The organism is Cedecea sp. P7760, from assembly GCF_013386425.1.
Lineage (GTDB): Bacteria > Pseudomonadota > Gammaproteobacteria > Enterobacterales > Enterobacteriaceae > Cedecea > Cedecea selenatireducens.
This window is the reverse complement of the sequence record NZ_JACARU010000023.1, coordinates 122,025-141,349: the sequence shown is the minus strand read 5'-3', so window position 1 is coordinate 141,349 and position 19,325 is coordinate 122,025. Positions and strand designations below refer to the sequence as shown.

The window sequence follows — 19,325 nt, the reverse complement described above, 5'->3', positions numbered from 1 at the left end:
CCGCTGCTTTGACGCTTAGAACAGGTAACGAGTCCCAATGGTGAACTCGCTGGAGGCCAGGCGAGCCTTCATCTGCTCGTCCTTCAGGCCGCGCACGTTGCCGAAAGTGTTGTAGCCACTTTCCACTTTTCCCATATCCACATAGCGGTAGCCAACGTCGATGCTCAGGCGATCGACTGGCGAGTAGCTGACGCCCGCGCCCAGCGAATAAGCTAGATTGTTTTGCGTGCTGTCGGCATATTCACGGGACGTGTTGCCCTGCCAGCCGCCGGCTTTCACTTTTGCAACGCCGACGCCAGCGGTACCAAATAGCGACACGCCATAGCCGAGATCGTAGTCGCGATAAACGTTAAGCATCAGCCGCTCGGTGTTCAGCTTCAGGTGGTTGAAGCTTGTCGGGAAAGCGGTGGAGCCGCTGGTAAACTCGGTTTTCTGGCGGAAGGTGTATTCCCCTTCGGTGCGCCAGCCGTTGCCGTACTGGTAGCCCGCCGCCAGCGAAGCGCCGCCGAGCCTGTCTTTTTCTTTGCCGTCAACAAACTGGCCAACGCCCGGGCGGCTGCTGGTGTCCTGGTCGCTGGCACGCTGTTCGCTGTGCACGTATTTCGCCGAGGCGTAGTAGCCTTCATCGCTGGTGGCCGCGACGGCATGTCCAGCGCTCAGCAAAAGCGCCAGCGCCAGTAAACTTTTCTTGTGATTCATATCCCGCACCTTGTCGTGTTAGCCCGCGTTCAGCTCTTTATCAATGCTTTTCAGCCCTTCCAGCGCACAGGCCTGATCCAGATGGCCGCCAGGCGCGCCGCCGACGCCGACCGCGCCAATCACCTGTTCACCGGCCTTCACCGGCACGCCGCCCGCCAGCAGCAGGAAGCCTGGGATATCACGCATATTGGCCGCACCCGCGTTGGACTGAGAGCCTTTCATCACGTTGTCGGTTGGGTTTTTAGTGGTCAGGGAAGTGAAGGCCTTCATGCGGCTGGCTTCCACCGTGTGCGGCCCGGCGTTGTCCATGCGCTTCATCACCAGCGGCGTGCCTGAGCGGTCAACCACGGTGACAGCCACGTTGTAGTTATCTTTGGCGCACACCTGAAGGACGCTTTGTGCCAGCTTGTCGGCCAGCTCAAGGGAGATGTTTTTCTGGCTCAGCACGCCGGTGGCGGCGCTGGCGGTTGAGACGATGCCGCCCAGCAGCAGGGCGCTTAACAGAAGACGTTTCATGATGTTGCTCCAGAGTTGTTGGTTATGGGGCAATATTATGAAACGAGGCGCAGGCGGGAAATTGACGCGAACACCTAACTTTCCAGGTAGTTTTACTTAGGCTCTTTGGCGATGTCGCCGTAGGTTTTTAGCAGCTTAGGCAGGGAATTCACTTCCAGCTTGGAGAAAATATTGGCGCGGTGCGCTTCCACGGTGCGAGGGGAAAGCGAGCACTGCTGGGCAATTTCCTTGCTGGAATAACCCTGAATGAGCTGCTCCAGCATCTCTTTTTCTCGCGCGGTAAGCGTCGCCAGTTTCTCCTGCAGCGGCCGCCATTTTTGCCGTGCCTCAAACCGGGCCTTTTGCTGTTCCATCGCCGCCCCGACGGCCTCGAACAGCAGATCGGCATCAACGGGCTTGGTCAGAAACTCAAAGGCACCGTTCTTAAAAGCCCGGCGGCACAGGTCGATGTTGCCGTGTCCGGTCATGATAATCACCGGCAGCGTCAGGCCTTGCTGCGTCCATTCCTCCAGCAGCGTCAGCCCGGTTTTTCCCGGCATCCGAATATCCAGCAGCATGCAGCCGTCGAGCTGGCTAAGGTCACCGGCGTGCTGCTGAAAAGCCAGGGCGCTGTCGAAAGCGTGAGTTTGCCAGCCGACGGTAGAAAGCAGGAGGCTCAGCGAGTCGCGAATGGCGGCGTCATCGTCAATCAGCCAGATGCGCGGTTCCATTATTTCTCCTCATCCCGTAGCGGGAACCAAAGGCGGAAGCAGGCTCCGCTTCCTGGCGTGTTGCCGGCTTCAATGGTGCCGTTCAGGCGCTGTATTAGCGTATCGGCGAGCGCCATTCCTAGCCCGATGCCTTGCGCGCGGGTGGTGAAGAACGGGATAAAGACCTGTTCCAGCGCTTCGGGGGAAAGCCCCGGCCCGCCGTCGGTCAGCGTCAGCGCGATACCCTGATTTTCAATCCTGGCGTCCAGATGTATCCAGCCTGTACCGCCGGTTTGTGCCTGAATCGCGTTACTGGCGATGTTATGCAGGATTTGCTCCACCCAAAGCGGCGGGGCAAACAGCGGCGGCAGGTCGTCAGCAAACTGGCTGGTGGCGCGGATTTTGCCGCCGCGAAGTTCGTTATCCAGAAGTTTACACACCCGCTGCCAAAGTCTTTGGAGATCGACCTGCTGGTACTCGGCACGTTCACTGGTGAGCTTCTGGCGGAACTGGCTGAGCAGCGCGTCGATGCGCTTGATTTGTAGCACGGCGGCATCCAGCAGGTCGGGAACCTGGGCCGGATTCTCTTGCTTGATCAGCCTCACCGCCGCCTGGTTGTAGCTCATAACGGCGGTTAGCGGCTGGTTTAGCTCATGCACCATGCCTGCCGCCAGCTCCCCCATGGTATTCAGCCGCGTCAGTTCGGCGTAGCGGGCGCGTAGATCGGCAATATCCCGGCGGCGCTTATTCGCCTGATACAGCGTCAGCAAATAAATCGCCAGCGCCCAGAAAAGTGCAGGAGAAAAGATAAGCCACCAGGGCAGCTTCGCCCATTCAGGGCTGTCGCTGACCGAAACTAAAAACGGCTGCGTAGGGCTGGCGACGGTTTTATCCCACCGCCAGTAATCTGCGGCGGCGTCGCCATGTTCGCAAAGTATTGTGTTATTCCAGCTGATGGCCAGATGCCTGAAGTTCTTTTTCTCGCCGAGCGTGTCGAGCAACGTCGGGAGATCAATCAGCAGCGAAAGGTTAGGGCGGTTCAGCCAGTAGCGGCCATGGGCTTCAGCAACGACGGGCAGGCGCGGTTCAAGGTTGTTATGCCGCCGCCACAGGACAAGCTGCGGCAGGATCTTTTGTACTTCACCGGCGTCCTGACTGGCCGGCAGCAGCGGGATGATGGCGTCGTGCTGCGACAGCTTGACCGTAATTTCACGATAAAGAATGCGGAAGTCGGCGGACTTCTCTTCGTACTGCTGCTGCAAGAACCAGGCACCAAGCCCCGCGCAGCTAAGCAGCGTGAGCAGCAGCCAGCTGATTATCCTTAACATGCGGAGTCCTTTTGTCGGCGACGGGTTAAAACGTGGGCTTCAGTATGGAGTAACTTTTAGGCAAAAAAAAGACGGGCGCTTGTGTGCCCGTCTTGTTCAGCTTTTAGAAAACTCAGTGTTTGTTACAGCCCGCGCACTGTTTGTTCTGGATCTGCTGGAAGAAGTCGTTGCCTTTGTCATCCACCAGGATAAACGCCGGGAAGTCTTCCACTTCGATTTTCCAGATGGCTTCCATACCCAGCTCAGGGTATTCCACCAGTTCAAGGCTCTTGATGCTGTTTTGCGCCAGTACGGCAGCCGGGCCGCCGATGCTGCCGAGGTAGAAGCCGCCGTGTTTGTGGCAGGCGTCCGTCACCTGCTGGCTGCGGTTACCTTTGGCCAGCATTACCATGCTGCCGCCGTTGGCCTGCAGCTGATCCACGTAGGAATCCATGCGGCCTGCGGTGGTTGGGCCCAGGGAACCAGAGGCATAACCTTCAGGCGTTTTAGCCGGGCCCGCGTAGTAAATCGGGTGATCTTTCACGTACTGCGGCAGCTCTTCCCCGTTGTCCAGGCGCTCTTTCAGCTTCGCGTGGGCGATGTCACGCGCCACGATGATGGTGCCGCTGAGCGACAGACGGGTGGAAACAGGGAACCCGGACAGCTGAGCGAGGATCTCGTTCATCGGGCGGTTCAGGTTCACTTTCACCGCTTCGCCTTCCCCGGCCTGACGCAATGCTTCCGGAATGTATTTGCCTGGGTTGCTTTCCAGTTTCTCAATCCAGATGCCGTCTTTGTTGATTTTCGCCTTGATGTTACGGTCGGCGGAGCAGGAGACGCCCATGCCGATCGGGCAGGATGCGCCGTGACGCGGCAGGCGAACCACGCGGATGTCGTGGGCGAAGTATTTGCCGCCGAACTGGGCGCCCAGGCCGAGCTTCTGCGCTTCTTCCAGCAGTTCTTGTTCAAGCTGCACGTCGCGGAACGCCTGGCCGTGCTCGTTGCCTTCGGTTGGCAGACCGTCGTAGTAATGGGTCGACGCCAGCTTCACGGTTTTCAGCGTAGATTCAGCGGAGGTGCCGCCGATAACAAACGCCACGTGGTACGGCGGGCAGGCTGCGGTGCCCAGGGTACGCATTTTCTCAACCAGGTAATTTTTCAGCTTCGCCGGGGTGATCAGCGCTTTGGTTTCCTGGTAGAGATAGGTTTTGTTGGCCGAACCGCCGCCTTTAGCCACACACAGGAATTTGTATTCGTCGCCGTCCACGCTGTAGAGGTCAATCTGCGCTGGCAGGTTGGTGCCGGTATTCACCTCTTTGTACATATCCAGCGCCGCGTTCTGAGAGTAGCGCAGGTTATCTTCAATATAGGTGTTGTACACGCCCTGAGACAGCGCCGCTTCATCGCCGCCGCCGGTCCAGACGCGCTGGCCTTTTTTACCCATGATGATGGCGGTGCCGGTGTCCTGGCAGGTTGGCAGAATGCCTTTGGCCGAGATTTCGGAGTTACGCAGGAACTGCAGCGCGACGTATTTGTCGTTTTCGCTGGCTTCCGGGTCGCTAAGAATAGCGGCCACCTGCTGCTGATGGGCCGGGCGCAGCATAAAAGCCGCATCGTGAAACGCCTGCTGTGCCAGCAGGGTCAGCGCCTGAGGTTCCACCTTAAGAATGGACTGGCCTTCAAATTCGCTGACGGAAACGTGGTCGCGGGTTAACAGGTAATATTCGGTGTCGTCATGCGCCAGCGGGAAGGGATTTTGGTAAACAAAAGGTTTGTTCGACATAGCTCATTACTCCATAAAAATAAACCGCCGGAGGTCACCCTCCAGCGGCTTTAAATCAGAACATCAGGGACATCCACGGATAACCAATCACCAGCAGCGCGACCAGGAACAGGCCGCCGAAGATGGTGCCCAGGCGCCAGTAATCTTTGGTTGGCAGGTAGCCGCTACCGTAGTAGATAGGGCTCGGGCCGGTGCCGTACGGGGTGATGATGCCCATGATACCCAGCGAGGTCACCATCAGCAGACAGAACACTTCCATATTCATGCCCGGAATGGTGGAGGCGATGGTCAGCATCGCCGGCAGCAGCGCGGTGGTATGCGCGGTGGTGCTCGCAAACAGGTAGTGCAGCAGGTAGAACGCCAGCAGCAGCACGATGGTCGCGGTGCCTGGGGCGATGCCGGTCATCAGCGCGCCGCCTTCTTTACCTAACCAGGAGATGAAGCCGGTAGAAGACAGGCCATCGGCCAGGGCAACCAGGGTGGCGAACCAGACGAAGGTGTTCCACGCCGCTTTGTTATTGGTGATGTCGTTCCAGTTCAGGACGCCGGTCCACAGCATCAGGACGATAACCAGCAGGGCAGCCAGCGCAGGCTCAATCCAGCTTGCCGCGAAGATCCACATCACCAGCGCGGAGCAGACGAACACCAGCAGCAGGATTTCGTTGCGGGACAGTTTGCCCAGTTTTTCCAGCTCACGGCTCGCCCATTTCGGCACTTCGTCGTTCACTTTCACTTCAGGCGGGTAGAGCCAGTAGGCCAGCAGCGGCATGGTCAGCAGTAACAGCAGGCCAAGCGGCAGGAAGGCGAGGAACCACATGCCCCAGGAGATGTTGATCCCGACGATGCTTTTCACCAGCGCCAGCGCCAGCAGGTTAGGGGCCAGGGCAGAGAGGAACATTGAGCTGGTGATACAGGCTGCGGTAATCGCCACCCACATCAGGTAAGAACCGATTTTACGTGCGCTCGGGTCGTTAGGTTTGGAGCCGTACAGCGGCGGCAGGTTGGCGATAATCGGGTAGATTGTCCCGCCGCTACGTGCGGTGTTGGACGGGGTAAACGGCGCCAGCAGCAGGTCGGCGAAGGCAATGGCGTAGCCCAGCGTCAGGCTGCGACGGCCCAGGTATTTCACCAGAATCAGCGCCAGGCGACGGCCAAACTGGGTTTTATCGTAGCCGGCGGCGAACATAAACGCGCCGAAGATAAGCCAGACGGTAGAGTTACCGAAGCCGCTGACCGCCCATTTAAAGGAGGCACCTGCCAGCTTGAATTTCGGGTCGGCCATTTGCTCCGGGCTGAACAGCAGCCACTGGCTGCCGAGCGAAATGACGACGATCCCGGTCAGGCCGATAACGGCGCCCGGCAGCGGCTCGAAGATAAGCCCGACGATGACGCCGACGAAGACAGCAAAGAAGTGCCAGGCGTACGGCGGCAGGCCGTCCGGAACCGGAACCAACAGCAGCAACAATGCCACAATGACGGGCAGCGCCATCATCAGCCAACGTTTGTTGCTGCCTGCTTTTTTAGTGCTCTCTTTGAGCGGCGGTAGATTGGTGGTTATTACACTCATAATGACACCGTTATAAGGAGTTAAGGATTCTGTTTTTATTTCCGCTTACTTTAGTTTTTAAACTTTCTTTATTAATTAAATGTTGGTTTCTGGTTGTAGCGGAAATAACCATTCATCGCTTTTTATCAGCGGTGAATTAAATTCTTTGGATAATTATATATTGCGCTTTCGGGGTATATGACAATTGATCGAGATCAAGAAACAGCATTCTGTTTATTCTTTTATAAAAAAATAATAGTTCGCCTGTTTGCAGGGTTATTTACGCAAAAAAGTTATCAATTTGATCATTAAAAATGCGCCTTTAAGTCCATTTTTAGTGGTTCAAGCTGACTCGATTCCGCTCCTTGTAAGGCCTGGCTTGTGTTTTTGTTGTTCGTGAGCAAGGTAACTGAAATGTTATATTAATTTAATAATCTGTTATCTTTTATATTTTAATTAATAACACGTTGTGGGTAATTGTGTTATCACCGTTCTTCAATAGTTTTTAAACTAACGTAAATAGTTTGGTAACTAAAAATAGTCTTATATTGTTGATATGCGAAATGGCCAATAACCAGAATGAAAATAGTGCCAGCAACCCAATTCTCAGTTTTAAAATTTAAAGTTTGGAGTCGACATTATGAGCACCGACAAACACATGTTAAGCCCATTTACTTTACCTAACGGTACGGCGTTAAAAAATCGTCTGTTAATGGCACCGATGACCACCTGTACCGGGTATTTTGATGGCACCGTGACCGAAGAGCTGGTGGAATACTACCGCGTACGCGCCGGCAGCATCGGCACCATCGTGGTGGAATGCTGTTTTATTGACGATCTGGGCCTCGCTTTCCCGGGCGCTATCGGGATTGATAACGACGAGAAAATTGCCGGACTGGCGAAAATCGCCTCCGCGATTAAGGGTGAAGGCTCCAGAGCACTGCTGCAGATTTACCACGGCGGCCGCATGGTCGACCCTAAGCTCATCGGTGGCCGTACGCCGGTTGCGCCAAGCGCGCTGGCTGCACCTCGTGACGGCGCAGCTACGCCGAACGCCCTGACCACTGAAGAAGTGGCAGGCATGGTGGGCAAATTCGGTGACGCCGTTCGCCGCGCAATTCAGGCCGGTTTTGACGGCGTGGAAATTCACGGCGCAAACACCTACCTGATCCAGCAGTTCTATTCCCCGAACTCAAACCAGCGCGACGACGAATGGGGCGGCAGCCGCGACAACCGCGCTAAGTTCCCGCTCGCTGTGCTGGATATCACCCATCAAATGGTGCGCCAGTACGCCGACGACGCGTTCATCATCGGCTATCGCTTCTCCCCGGAAGAGCTTGAAGTCCCTGGGATTCGCTTTGACGACACCATGTACCTGCTGGAAAAACTGGCCGCTCGCGGTCTGGACTACCTGCACTTCTCCCTGGGCTACTCGCTGCGTCCGTCGATCAACGACACCACTGACCCAACGCCGCTGATCAACAAATACTGCGAAATGCGTTCAGAGGCGCTGGCGCAGATCCCGGTGATGGGCGTGGGCGGCATCGTGAATGCTTCCGACGTGGAAACCGCGCTGGAGCACGGTTATGACCTCGTGGCCGTAGGCCGCGCCTGCATCGCCTACCCGGACTGGACTGCCCGCATCGCCAACGGCGAAGTGCTGGATCTGTTTATCGACAGCACCAAACGTGAAGAGCTGACCATCCCTGAGCCGCTGTGGCGCTTCTCGCTGGTCGAGGCGATGATCCGCGACATGAGCATGGGCGGCGCCTCTAAGTTCAAACCGGGGATTTTCGAAGAAACCGTTAGCGATGACGTCAACCAGCTGGTGATCAACGTCAGCTTAGACAGCGATCGTATCGCCGATATCGCGCTGGCCTCTGGCCCACAGGACGACGTTGAATTCACCACTAACTTCGAAGAAATTCGTACCCGCATTCTGACCGCTAACTCGCCGTTTGTGGACGCCATTTCTGGCGCAACGTCCCAGAGCGAAGCGGTGAAAAAAGCCGTTTCTAAAGCGATGGTGAAATCCAGCAAACAGCAGGCGTTTGAAGAAAGCGGCGGCGTTAGCGCCCCGCAGAGCTACGACGTTGTGGTCGTAGGCAGCGGCGGTGCCGGTCTGGCGGCGGCGATTCAGGCGCATGACGAAGGTGCCAGCGTTCTGATCGTTGAGAAAATGCCGTCCATCGGCGGGAACACCGTTAAGGCTTCAGCCGGGATGAACGCGGCGGAAACTCGCTTCCAGCGCGTAAAAGGCATTTTCGACAGCAAAGAGCTGTTCTACGCCGAAACCCTGAAGGGCGGCTACAACAAAAACAACCCTGAGCTGCTGCACCGCTTTGTGGAAAACGCCCCGCAGGCGATTGAGTGGCTGGCGGATCGCGGCATCATGCTGAACGACATCACCACCACCGGCGGGATGAGCATTGACCGTACCCACCGCCCTCGCGACGGATCGGCGGTTGGCGGCTATCTGATCAGCGGCCTGCTGCGTAACATCAACAAACGCAGCATCGACGTGCTGATGGAAACGGCGGTAACGGACATTCTGTTTGAGCAGGGCGCGGTGAGCGGCGTAGCGCTGCTGACGGACGAAAACGAAGCGCTCACGGTGCACGCGAAAAGCGTTATCGTGGCGACCGGCGGCTTCAGCGCCAACAGCCAGATGGTGGTGAAATACCGTCCTGACCTGGAAGGGTTTGTAACTACTAACCATAAAGGCGCGACCGGCGGCGGTATCGCCCTGCTGGAAAAACTGGGTGCCGGCACGGTGGATATGGGCGAAATTCAGATTCACCCAACCGTAGAGCAAACCACGTCGTACCTGATTTCTGAGTCCATTCGCGGCGGCGGGGCTATCCTCGTGAACCAGAAAGGCAGCCGTTTCTTTAACGAAATGGAAACCCGCGATAAAGTGTCGGCGCAGATTATCGCGCTGCCGGAGAAATTCGCTTATATCGTGTTCGACGAGAACGTGCGCACTAAAAACAAAGCGGCGGATGAGTACATCGCCAAAGGCTTTGTGGTTAGCGCTGAAGGTCCACGCGAGCTGGCGGAAAAACTCGGCATGGATTACCACACGTTCCTCGCCACGCTTGAGCGTTACAACGGCTTCGTGGAAAATCAGTACGACGAAGATTTTGGCCGTAAAACCGCGCTGCGTAACCCGATTAAAGATGGCCCGTTCCACGCCATCCGTATCGCCCCAGGGGTGCACCACACCATGGGCGGCGTGACCATCAACGCTGAAACCGAAGTGCTGGATAAACAGCATCAGGTTATCCCTGGCGTGTTCGCCGCGGGTGAAGTGGCCGGTGGGATTCACGGCGGGAACCGCATCGGCGGTAACGCGGTGGCTGATATTATTGTCTTTGGTACCCTGGCGGGCCATCAGGCGGCAAGCTGGGCAAAACGCTAAGCCCGAATGCGCTCCGGCCAGTGCCGGGGCGCAACCCTTTCAGCTAAAGGAGCCGCTATGTCACAAACCGAAGGTGTTTACGGGTACTCCGCGGTATTAATGGGTTCGCCCATCCTCCTCAAACTGTTCGAACATAACGAAACGCTCGCCTCTCAGGTGTTCCGCCTGATTAAACAATACGAAGACCTCCTGACCGTTAACCGGGCCGAATCCCAGGTGATGAGCATTAATCACGCCGCGGGCAGGCACCCGGTCACCGTCAGCCGCCCGGTGTTTGAGCTTATTAAGTGCGCGAAAGCCGCCAGCCTGTTTCCCGACAGTATCTTTAATCTGGCCATCGGCCCGCTGGTGAAACGCTGGAAGATTGGCTTCAAGGGCGACAGCGTCCCGCCGGAGCAGGATATTGCCGCGCTGCTGCCGCGCACGCAGCCGCATCAGGTGGTGCTGGACGAAGCCGAAGGCAGCGTTTATCTGGCGCATACCGGCATGGAAATCGATCTGGGCGCGATAGCCAAGGGCTATATTGCCGACCGCGTACGTGACTTCCTGAAGCGCCAGGGCGTGGAGCAGGGGCTGATTAATCTCGGGGGCAACGTGCAGACCCTGGGCTCGCCGGAAGGCGGCTGGTCCATTGGCCTGAAAAAGCCGTTTAGCGGCCCCGACGAGATGCTGGGCGTGATTGAGGTGGCAAACAAGTCGGTGGTGACGTCCGGCGTTTACGAGCGCTATTTCGAACTGGATGGCAAACGCTATCACCACATTCTCGATCCGCGTACCGGCTACCCGCTGGACAACGATCTTGATAGCGTGACGATCGTTTCCACCGACTCCATAGACGGGGATATCTGGACCACGTTGATTTATGGCATGGGCGTAGAAAAAGGCTGTGCGGTGTTGGCAAATCGCCCCGATATCGAGGCGATTTTTGTGACCAAAAGGCGAGAGATTATTCTCTCTTCCGCCAGCCAGTTCCGCTTTACGTTACTGGCTGACGGCTACCAACTGATTACTGGCAGTACTGCTTAAGCAGGCCAAGCTGCTCAACCTGCAGGCGGTAGCGGTAAACCGGGCGGCCGGTCATGCCGTAGTGAATGCTGGTGAACAGAATATTAATCTGTGCGAGCCAGATCAAATACTTACGGCATGACACGCGAGAGATATTCACCGCCGCCGCCAGCTCGTCGGTGGAGAACTCTTCCGTTGGGTGCGTGTCGATCCACTGGCAAATGGTGCGCAGCGTTTGCGGCGTCAGCCCCTTCGGCAGGCGCTTGGCGTCCGCCACCACCGGCGAGCCACCGTGCAGCAGACGGTCGACGTCAGCCTGCTCATAATACTTATGGGTGCCCATCAGGTTTTTCTTCTCGCGCCAGTTGGTTAGCGCCTCTTCAAAGCGCGGGAACTGGAACGGTTTAATCAGGTAATCGACCACGCCGTAGTGCATCGACTTCTGGATGGTGGCCGCGTCGGCCGCCGACGAGATAACGATCACGTCGATGGTTTGCCCCGCTTCACGCAGCGTAGGCAGCAGATCCAGGCCGTTATCCTGCTGCATATACACATCCAGCAGAATTAAATCTATTTTTAACTCCGGGTTGCTGACCATCTCCCGCGCCTGTTTCAGCGTGGAGGCGGAACCGCAGCAGCTAAAGCCCGGGATTTGGCTGACGTAGGCGCGGTTAAGCTCCGCGACCATCGCATCATCATCAACAATTAAGACATTAATCACGCATTGTTCCTTTCACTATCCCAGGGTAACTGCACAAAGAATTGGGTGAAGACGCCGGGTTCTGACTCCACCTGAATACTGCCGCCAAGCCGCTCAATCTGCTGCCGGGCGAGGAACAGGCCTACGCCACGCTGCTCGCCTTTGGTGGAGTAGCCTTTGTCAAAAATAGACTGAATATGGTCCGGCTCGATGCCCGGCCCGTCGTCGCTCACTTCGACGCTCAGCACGCCGTTCTGGTAATGCAGCAGGACGCCGACTTCGCCGTCAGGCTGGCCGCTCATCGCGTCCAGCGCGTTTTCTATCAGGTTGCCCAGCGCGGTAATCAGCGCCATCACCTGCAGCTCGTTCGGGTTGTCCGGCAACTGGCATTCCTCTGCAAGCGCCAGGTGATGGCCCGCTTCACGCGCGCGGTTAATCTTGCCAATCAGGAACCCGGCAATCACCGGCGACTTAATTTTGCTCTGCAGCGTGCCAATTTCCGTCTGGTAATTGCTCGCGGTTTGCAGAATGTACTCTTCAAGCTTGTCGTAATGCTTAAGCTGCAGCAGGCCGAGGATCACGTGCAGCTTGTTCATAAACTCGTGTGAGCGCTCGCGCAGCGCGTCGACATAATTCACCATGCCGTCTACACGCTGGGTCAACAAATTGATTTCCGTTTTATCGCGGAAGGTGCTGATGGCGCCGATCACCTGGTTATTTATACGAATTGGCACGGCATTACACAATACCAGCCGGCCGTAGCTGATGATTTGCCTGTCCTGAATTGACGTGCCGGTGTGGAGCACTTCGCACAGCGTCGCCACCAGCGGCCCCGGCGGCACGGTTTTGCCGAGGCGGAAATCGTCCGGGGAGAGCAGCAGCTTGCGCGCCGCGTGGTTGATGAGCGTTACCCGGCCCTCGCGGTCAACGGCGATAATGCCCTCTTTAACGGACTGAAGCATCGCCTGGCGCTGCTCGAACAGCGCGGAAATTTCATACGGTTCGAAGCCGAACAGAATGCGCTTCAGCACGCGCACCAGCACCCAGGTGCCGAGCGAGCCGAACAGGGCGCTGAACAACACCGTCCAGAGCACGCTCCAGCGGCTTTTGCTGATCTGCTCGTCCACTTTGCTGAGCGAAATACCGATGGCCACCACGCCAATCTGCTTATGCTGCTCGTCATAAACCGGGGTAAATACGCGTAAAGCCTCTGCCAGCACGCCGTGGTTGATCGAGACGTTCTCTTTGCCTTCCAGGGCCGGGAAAATGTCATCACCGATAAAATGGGAGCCAATATTGCCGGGCTGAGGGTGCGAAAAGCGGATGCCGTTCATGTCGGTCACCACCACGAACAGCAGATCGTTACGTTCCTGCACGCGGGTGGCGACCGGTGGAATAATGTCTTTGCCGTGCGGCTGCGTCAGGCCGTATTTGATGGTCGGGTCGTCGGCCAGGGTTCTCGCCACCGCCAGCGCGGTGTCTTTCAGGCCGCTGCGGGTGGCGTTGCTTATCTGAATAAAATACAGCGCATAGACCACAAGCAGCACCGAGCCGATGACGGCGCACAGCATCAGCGTCACCGAGGTGCTGAGTTTCATCGGGCGTTTGGCCGTTGTTTGCGGGGGCTTCGTGTCGCTCATGGTTGTTCCGGTCCGGGGCGCAAACGCTGATTATCGCCGAAGGAACAGGATTGTAAAAGCCGTGTCAGAGATAGCGGCCAATATACCTCTGCGGAGAAACGCCCAGCTTTTTCCGGAACATAGCGATAAACGCGCTGCTGCTGGCGTAGCCGAGCGTGCTGGAGAGCGTGCTGATGGTGGTGCCGCGTGCAAGATGGCAGACGGCTTCCACCAGGTGCATCTGCTGCCGCCATTCGGTAAAACTGAGCTGCGTCTCTTCCCGGAACAGCCGCGACAGGGTTCTTTCGCTCGCACCAACCCGCTTGCCCCACCAGGCGAGGGTTTCGCGCTGGGAAAGGTCGCTGCACAGCGCGTCGCAAAGCTGGCGAATGCGGCGGTCGTGGGGTAGGGTGATGTGGCACAGGGCGATGTCCTGCAGGCGCAGCAGTTCGTTGTGCAGCAGGTCATGCAGCAGCCAGAGGCGCTGAGGGTCAGCTGGCTTTTCCAGCCCCGCCACGGTGAGGGACTGAAACAGCGGCGTGACGGCCAGGCTGCGGCTGTGGCGGCTGAACGCGGCCGAGGCTGCAGGCGTCATGTACAGGTTGTGGGTCACCACTTTGCCGATGGCCTCTAAGCCGTGCGGCAGGCGCCCCGGCAGCCAGAGCGCGTGGCCGGGGGCGACGACCCAGACGTTTTGCTCGCTGCGGATCTTCGCCACGCCGCTGACCGGGTAAATCAGCTGGCCCTGTTCGTGGGCGTGAAACGGTTCCTGGCTTCCTGCGCTATAATGGAGTTCTCGTACTTCCAGCAACGCTTCCTGCGGACTCTGCTGTGTGCCTTGCTTTATCATCTGTTGCCTGCCGTTCGTCCGATTCTCGCCATTTCATGACGCAGTAGCGCGTTAAGACAATCTCTGTCCGCTTTGCGATATCCCTCCATCCGATCGCGCTATTCTGCCACGGGTGCTCTTCTCTTTTAAAGGTGAATAATTATCATTTCGATCCTCTTCTTATAACATGATACGGTCGATATGAAACAGGGCGGATGGGTAAACGGGAACATGCCTTTAAAGGCGTTAAGTTGTGCAGTCTTTGCGGCGTGCGCGGGCTTTGCCCAGGCAGCGGACAAGCCTGCTACGCAGGATGGCACGATGGTCGTTACGGCCACGGCACCTTCTTCTTCCGGCCAGGAAGATGAAACCAGCATTGTGGCGCATGAGGCGGTGGCGGGCACCAAATCCAGCTCGCTGATTAGCCGCACGCCGCAGAGTATTTCGGTGGTGACCCAGGCGCAAATCGCGGCCATGGCGGCAAAGAACATCCCGGAGACGCTGCGCTATGTGGCGGGCGTTTCTTCCGAAAGCGCAGGGCCGGATACCCGCTTTGATACCATCATGGTGCGCGGCTTTGAGGCCGACGAATATCTGGACGGCCTGCGCCTGCCGCGTGAAGCTTGGTGGAGCCGCCCGGCGTGGGACCCGTTCCTGCTCTCCCGCATTGAAGTGGTCAAAGGACCGGCTTCGGTGCTTTACGGCCAGGCGAACCCTGGCGGCGTGGTGAACCTCGTCAGCAAAACGCCTCAGGCCCAGCCGGGCGGCCAGGTTTACGTCAGCGCCGGGAATAACAGCCAGTTCGGTACCGGCTTTGACGTCACCGGCCCGCTGACCGACAGCAAAGAGTGGCTCGGCCGCGTAGCGGGCACCTTCTTCGATACCAAAACCCAGGTCGATCACACCCGCTACCAGCACTACGATATTGCGCCGTCCGTCACCTGGCAGCCGAACGACCGCACCAGCCTGACGCTGCTGGCGCAGCTGCGCCAGGACCCCGATACCGGCTTCTACAATATGTTGCCGATGCAGGGCACGCTGGTGAACAACCCGAACGGCCACATCGGCACGGATTTCTACGGCGGCCAGCCTGGATTTGACTCCTACACCCGCAGGCAGGGCAGCATCGGCTACCAGTTCCGCACCGAGCTGAACGACAGCGTCACCCTGCGCCAGAACGTCCGCTACAGCAGCAGCAGCGCGGATTACCGCATGGTGTACCCGTTCGGCACCTACGCGACCCAGCCGCTGGTGGACCGTTACTCCATGAACCTCACCGAGACGATGAGTAACTTTGCGGCGGATAACCAGGCTGAATTCCGTTTCGATACCGGCCCGGTGTCGCACACCGCGCTGCTTGGCGTGGACGTGATGCACTCTTCGGTGCGCAGCCGGGCGGGCTACGGCGACGCTTCGCCGCTGAATTACCTCCACCCGGACTACAGCACGCCGGTTGAAGTGCCTGAGTTCACCAGCAGCAGCCATTCGACGATGGATCAAACGGGGCTTTACCTGCAGGATCAGCTGGCGCTGGACAACTGGGTGATGAGCCTGGCGGGGCGCTACGACAGCGCGCAAACCAAAGCCACTAACCTGCTGAACGACACTCACCAGACTCGCAACGACTACGCGACAACCGGCCGCGCGGGGCTGCTGTACCACTTTGATAACGGCATTGCGCCATACATCAGCTACTCGACCTCGTTCGTACCAGGCGCCGGTACCGACTTTAACGGTAACGCGTTTAAGCCAACCAAAGGCAAGCAGACCGAAGTCGGGCTGAAATACGATCCGGTTGGGATGGACGCGCTGTTTACGCTTGCGCTGTTCGATCTGCGCCAGACTAACGTCGCCACGCCGGATCCCGATCACGTGAACTACAGCGTGCAGACCGGCGAGATCCGCTCCCGTGGGATCGAGCTGGAAGGCAAAATTAACGTTACGCCAGCCTGGCAGATCCTCGCTTCTTACTCGCTGACCGATCCGGAAGTGCTGCAAGCGAACGACGGCAGCGAAGGCAAACACCCCACGGGGATTTCACGCAACCTGGCTAAACTCTGGAGCCAGTACGCGTTCAGCGGCCCGCTGGACGGCTTCTCCCTCGGCGGTGGCGTGCGTTACGTCGGCCCAAGCTATGCCACGACCGACAACTCGCTGCAGGTGCCGGGCGCTACGGTGTATGACGCCCGCATTGGCTGGCAGTACCGCCAGTGGCAGGTCGCGCTTAACGCCGCCAACCTGACGAACAAAACTTACCTCGCCGCCTGCCAGAACAACGGCTGTGAGTACGCGGTTAAGCGTCAGTACGTGGCCACGTTAAGCTACCAGTGGTAAGCGAATGCTCTCCCGCAGACGTTTACTAACCTTTGCGCTGGCTGCCCCGTTTATCGGGGCGGCTGGTGCCGTTTCAGGTCCTCCGCAGCGCGTGGCCGTGCTCGACTGGGGGCTGACCGAGCTGATTCTGGCGTTCGGCGTCACGCCGCAGTCGGTTTCTGCTCCCGACTGGTACCGTAAGCTGATTGGCACCCCGGAACTGCCCGCCAGCGTGGTGGATATTGGCCTGCTGTTTCAGCCGAACCTCGAAACGCTGTACGCGCTGAAGCCCGATCTTATGGCGATCACCCCAGGCCATGCGCTGCTCAAGCCCCAGTTGGAGCGCATCGCGCCGACGCTTACCCTGCCAACCGGCAGCCTCGCCGAATGGCAAATCGCCCTCAATAAGCTGTCTACCGTGCTGCAGCGTGAACCTCAGGCTCGTGAGGTTACGGCTGCTTTTGAGCTGGCCGCGCTTCGTGCCCGAGCAGCGGCTGAAGCTTATCGACGTCCGCTACTGATCGCCACGCCGATAGACGCCCTGCATATGCGGCTATACGGCGCAGGCAGCCTTGTGGGAGATGTCTTAACCCGCTGCGGGTTCCGTAATGCCTGGCAAGGCGGTGTTAATTCCCAGGGAGAAGCGATGGTCGAGCTGGCGCGCATCGGTGCAGAAGATGCCGGGCTGATTCTGTTGCCGGAAGATGGCCAGCTGCCGCTGATTCAGCGCTGGCAAAGTTCATTGCTGTGGCAGCGCCTGCCGCTCACTTCTCAGCCTCAGCTGGCTTTCCCTGCGCAAAAATTCAATTCCGGCGGCGCGCTGGTGACGGCGACGCGCATCGCCGATGCGCTGGGGCAAATTGTGACGGGGTGGCAACGTGGCTGAGACGGGAAAAACGACGGCTTCCTGGCTGCTGATAGCCGCACTCTGGGCGACAAGCCTGATCGTGGCGCTGCAAAGCGTGGCGCAGCACGGCGGGCTTGTTCACGGCCTGAGCGTGCTGTTCAGCTCGCAGATGCCGGATGCGCAGGCGGTGATCCTGCATTCCATGTGGTTCCCGCAGCAGGTGATGGCGTGGCTCGGCGGCGCGGGGCTGGCGATTTGCGGCTGGCTGATGCAGCGGGCGCTGCGCAATCCGCTGGCGGAGCCGATTACCCTCGGCATGACCTCCGGTGCGACGCTGGCTTTAGGCGTGGCTTCGATGTGGTTCCCGGCCACGCTGCTAACGGCGCGCACCGGCGTGGTGATTACCGGGGAACTTGCCGCTTTGCTGCTGGTTCTGCTGCTTGCGTGGCGGCAGCGCCTGTCGCCGCTGGTGATGATTCAGGCGGGGATGCTGGTCAACCTGTGGTGTGGCTCGCTGACGATGATCATGGCGGTAATCAACGATCGTTTTCTGCTGTCGGTGCTGATGTGGGGCGGCGGCTCGCTGGCGCAGCAGGACTGGGACGGCGTGACGACGATCCTGCCCTGGCTGGGGCTTTGCTTGCTGGCATTGCTGCTGTTACTTCGCCCGCTGGCGCTGCTCAGGCTGCCGGAGGCGATGGTAAGCAGCTTAGGGGCTTCTCCGCTGCTGATCCGTTCGGCGGCGATGGCGCTGGCTTTAGTGATGAGCGCTTTCATCATTAATAGCGTCGGGGTGATTGGTTTTATCGGGCTCGCCGCACCGCACCTGGCCCGGTCAGGTGGGGCGCGAACCACGCGGCAAATGCTCTGCCATTCGCTGCTTATCGGCGCCGGTTTGCTGTGGTTCACCGACCTTTGCGTGAGTCGCATTACGCTGCTGGACGGGCAACTGCTGCCCGTCGGCATGCTAACCGCCTTAACCGGCGGGCCGCTGCTGATCCTGCTGGCCTCTAAAGCCCGGCATCAGGTGCTGGACACCACGCCTTCGGCCTGGGAAGGCGAGGCGGGTGGCGGGCGCTTCCCGGCGGGCATGGCCTTTGCGCTGCTGCTGGTGGCTATCGTGCTGTCGCTGTTTGTCGGGCAGGGGCTGCACGGCTGGCACTGGACGACGCTTGCGGAACAGCACGCTCTGCTGCCGATGCGGCTCCCGCGGCTGCTGGCGGCATTAAGCGCCGGAGCCTTGTTAGCCTCGGCGGGCGTGCTGATGCAGCGCATCAGCGGCAACCCGCTGGCAAGCCCGGAGATCCTCGGCATCGGCGGCGGGGCGGCCATGGGCGTGACGGCGTTTCTGCTGCTGTTTCCTGGCGGAGGCACGGGGCTGATGATCCTCAGCAGCGCTGCCGGGGCATTAATAAGCCTGCTGGTGACGCTGTGGAGCAGCCGCCAGAGCGCCTTTAACCCGCAGCGGGTGCTGCTGAACGGCCTGGCGCTGAACGCGCTGTTCCAGGCCATCGCCAGCATCGTGATGCTCAATAACCGCCAGGCCAGCTCAATGCTGCTGCAGCTGATGACCGGCAGCACTTACTACGTCAACAACGGCATCGCCATCGGCGTGTTCTTCGCCATGCTGGTGCTGCTTGCGCTTTCTCCACTCTGCAAACGCTGGCTGCTGCTGTTGCCCCTCGGGCAGGTGAGCGGCTCGCTAGGCGTGAACGTGGCGAAAGCGAGGATTAGCGTGCTGGCGCTGGCCGCCTTGATGACCGGGCTTGCCACGCTGATCGTCGGCCCTGTGTCGTTTGTCGGGCTGCTGGGGCCGCACCTGGCGCGCAAGATGGGGGCAAAACGCCCGATGGCGCAGCTGTTCACCGCCGCGCTGCTGTCCGCGCTGATTATGGTGCTGGCGGACTGGATGGGCCGCAATTTTCTTTATCCGCGTCAGCTGCCCGTGGGGCTGGTGGCGTCGCTGGTCGGCGTACCGCTGCTGGTATGGCCGCTGATCCGTAGCCGGGCGCATACACATCAACAATAGCGCCGGGAGAGTAATGTCGAAA

General features: G+C 58.8%; 14 protein-coding genes. 5 read left to right on the top strand and 9 right to left on the bottom strand.

Annotated elements, in window-relative coordinates; translation table 11 throughout:
* Positions 1-15: 15 nt before the first annotated feature.
* The 6 genes from HX778_RS09845 to HX778_RS09820 all read right to left on the bottom strand — a co-directional run bounded on the left by HX778_RS09845 (position 16) and on the right by HX778_RS09820 (position 6,561).
* Positions 16-699 (bottom strand): outer membrane protein, encoded by a 684-nt coding sequence (locus HX778_RS09845; RefSeq protein ID WP_081948172.1) that lies wholly within the window; start codon positions 697-699, stop codon positions 16-18.
* Between the two features lie 18 nt (positions 700-717).
* Positions 718-1,215, bottom strand: coding sequence for a heme-binding protein (locus HX778_RS09840; protein WP_038475248.1), 498 nt, complete (start codon positions 1,213-1,215; stop codon positions 718-720).
* Between the two features lie 92 nt (positions 1,216-1,307).
* Positions 1,308-1,925: a response regulator transcription factor gene (locus HX778_RS09835; RefSeq protein WP_176981877.1), complete on the bottom strand. Its 618-nt coding sequence runs from the start codon at positions 1,923-1,925 to the stop codon at positions 1,308-1,310.
* The gene (locus tag HX778_RS09830) at positions 1,925-3,232 is read right to left on the bottom strand and encodes a sensor histidine kinase (RefSeq protein ID WP_038475244.1); all 1,308 of its coding nucleotides are present in this window, start codon (positions 3,230-3,232) and stop codon (positions 1,925-1,927) included. Before HX778_RS09830 ends, HX778_RS09835 begins: the two co-directional genes overlap by 1 nt.
* A 112-nt stretch (positions 3,233-3,344) precedes the next feature.
* Entirely contained in the window at positions 3,345-4,994 is a 1,650-nt protein-coding gene (gene fumA / locus HX778_RS09825) for a class I fumarate hydratase FumA (protein ID WP_176981876.1), read from the bottom strand.
* Between the two features lie 55 nt (positions 4,995-5,049).
* Entirely contained in the window at positions 5,050-6,561 is a 1,512-nt protein-coding gene (locus tag HX778_RS09820; RefSeq protein ID WP_304515773.1) for a DASS family sodium-coupled anion symporter, read from the bottom strand.
* A gap of 619 nt (positions 6,562-7,180) precedes the next feature.
* Between HX778_RS09820 and HX778_RS09815 the strand changes: the two genes are divergently transcribed.
* On the top strand, positions 7,181-9,961 hold the full coding sequence (locus HX778_RS09815; RefSeq protein WP_038475238.1) for a flavocytochrome c: 2,781 nt from the start codon (positions 7,181-7,183) through the stop codon (positions 9,959-9,961).
* Between the two features lie 57 nt (positions 9,962-10,018).
* Positions 10,019-10,987: an FAD:protein FMN transferase gene (locus HX778_RS09810; RefSeq protein ID WP_038475236.1), complete on the top strand. Its 969-nt coding sequence runs from the start codon at positions 10,019-10,021 to the stop codon at positions 10,985-10,987.
* Here HX778_RS09810 and dcuR read toward each other — a convergent pair.
* The 3 genes from dcuR to HX778_RS09795 all read right to left on the bottom strand — a co-directional run bounded on the left by dcuR (position 10,968) and on the right by HX778_RS09795 (position 14,135).
* A complete protein-coding gene (dcuR, locus tag HX778_RS09805) occupies positions 10,968-11,687 on the bottom strand; it encodes a two-component system response regulator DcuR (protein ID WP_038475234.1) in 720 nt (239 codons plus the stop codon). The two genes, HX778_RS09810 and dcuR, sit on opposite strands and share 20 nt — an antisense overlap.
* Positions 11,684-13,306, bottom strand: a complete 1,623-nt coding sequence (locus HX778_RS09800) for a sensor histidine kinase (RefSeq protein WP_038475231.1) — start codon at positions 13,304-13,306, stop codon at positions 11,684-11,686. The genes dcuR and HX778_RS09800 overlap by 4 nt, the downstream gene beginning before the upstream one ends.
* 64 nt (positions 13,307-13,370) lie before the next feature.
* Positions 13,371-14,135 carry a helix-turn-helix domain-containing protein gene (locus HX778_RS09795; RefSeq protein WP_038475229.1) on the bottom strand — a complete coding sequence of 255 codons (765 nt, stop codon included), beginning with the start codon at positions 14,133-14,135 and terminating at the stop codon, positions 13,371-13,373.
* A gap of 180 nt (positions 14,136-14,315) precedes the next feature.
* On the opposite strand from HX778_RS09795, the gene HX778_RS09790 reads away from it, so the two are divergent.
* Genes HX778_RS09790 through fhuB form a run of 3 tightly spaced genes read left to right on the top strand, consistent with a single transcriptional unit; the run spans position 14,316 to position 19,303 of the window.
* Positions 14,316-16,448 carry a TonB-dependent siderophore receptor gene (locus tag HX778_RS09790; RefSeq protein WP_176981875.1) on the top strand — a complete coding sequence of 711 codons (2,133 nt, stop codon included), beginning with the start codon at positions 14,316-14,318 and terminating at the stop codon, positions 16,446-16,448.
* A 4-nt stretch (positions 16,449-16,452) separates the two neighbouring features.
* A complete protein-coding gene (locus tag HX778_RS09785) occupies positions 16,453-17,313 on the top strand; it encodes an ABC transporter substrate-binding protein (protein WP_176981874.1) in 861 nt (286 codons plus the stop codon).
* Complete coding sequence (gene fhuB, locus HX778_RS09780; protein ID WP_176981873.1) at positions 17,306-19,303, top strand: Fe(3+)-hydroxamate ABC transporter permease FhuB; 1,998 nt, start codon at positions 17,306-17,308, stop codon at positions 19,301-19,303. The genes HX778_RS09785 and fhuB overlap by 8 nt, the downstream gene beginning before the upstream one ends.
* Positions 19,304-19,325: the final 22 nt, after the last annotated feature.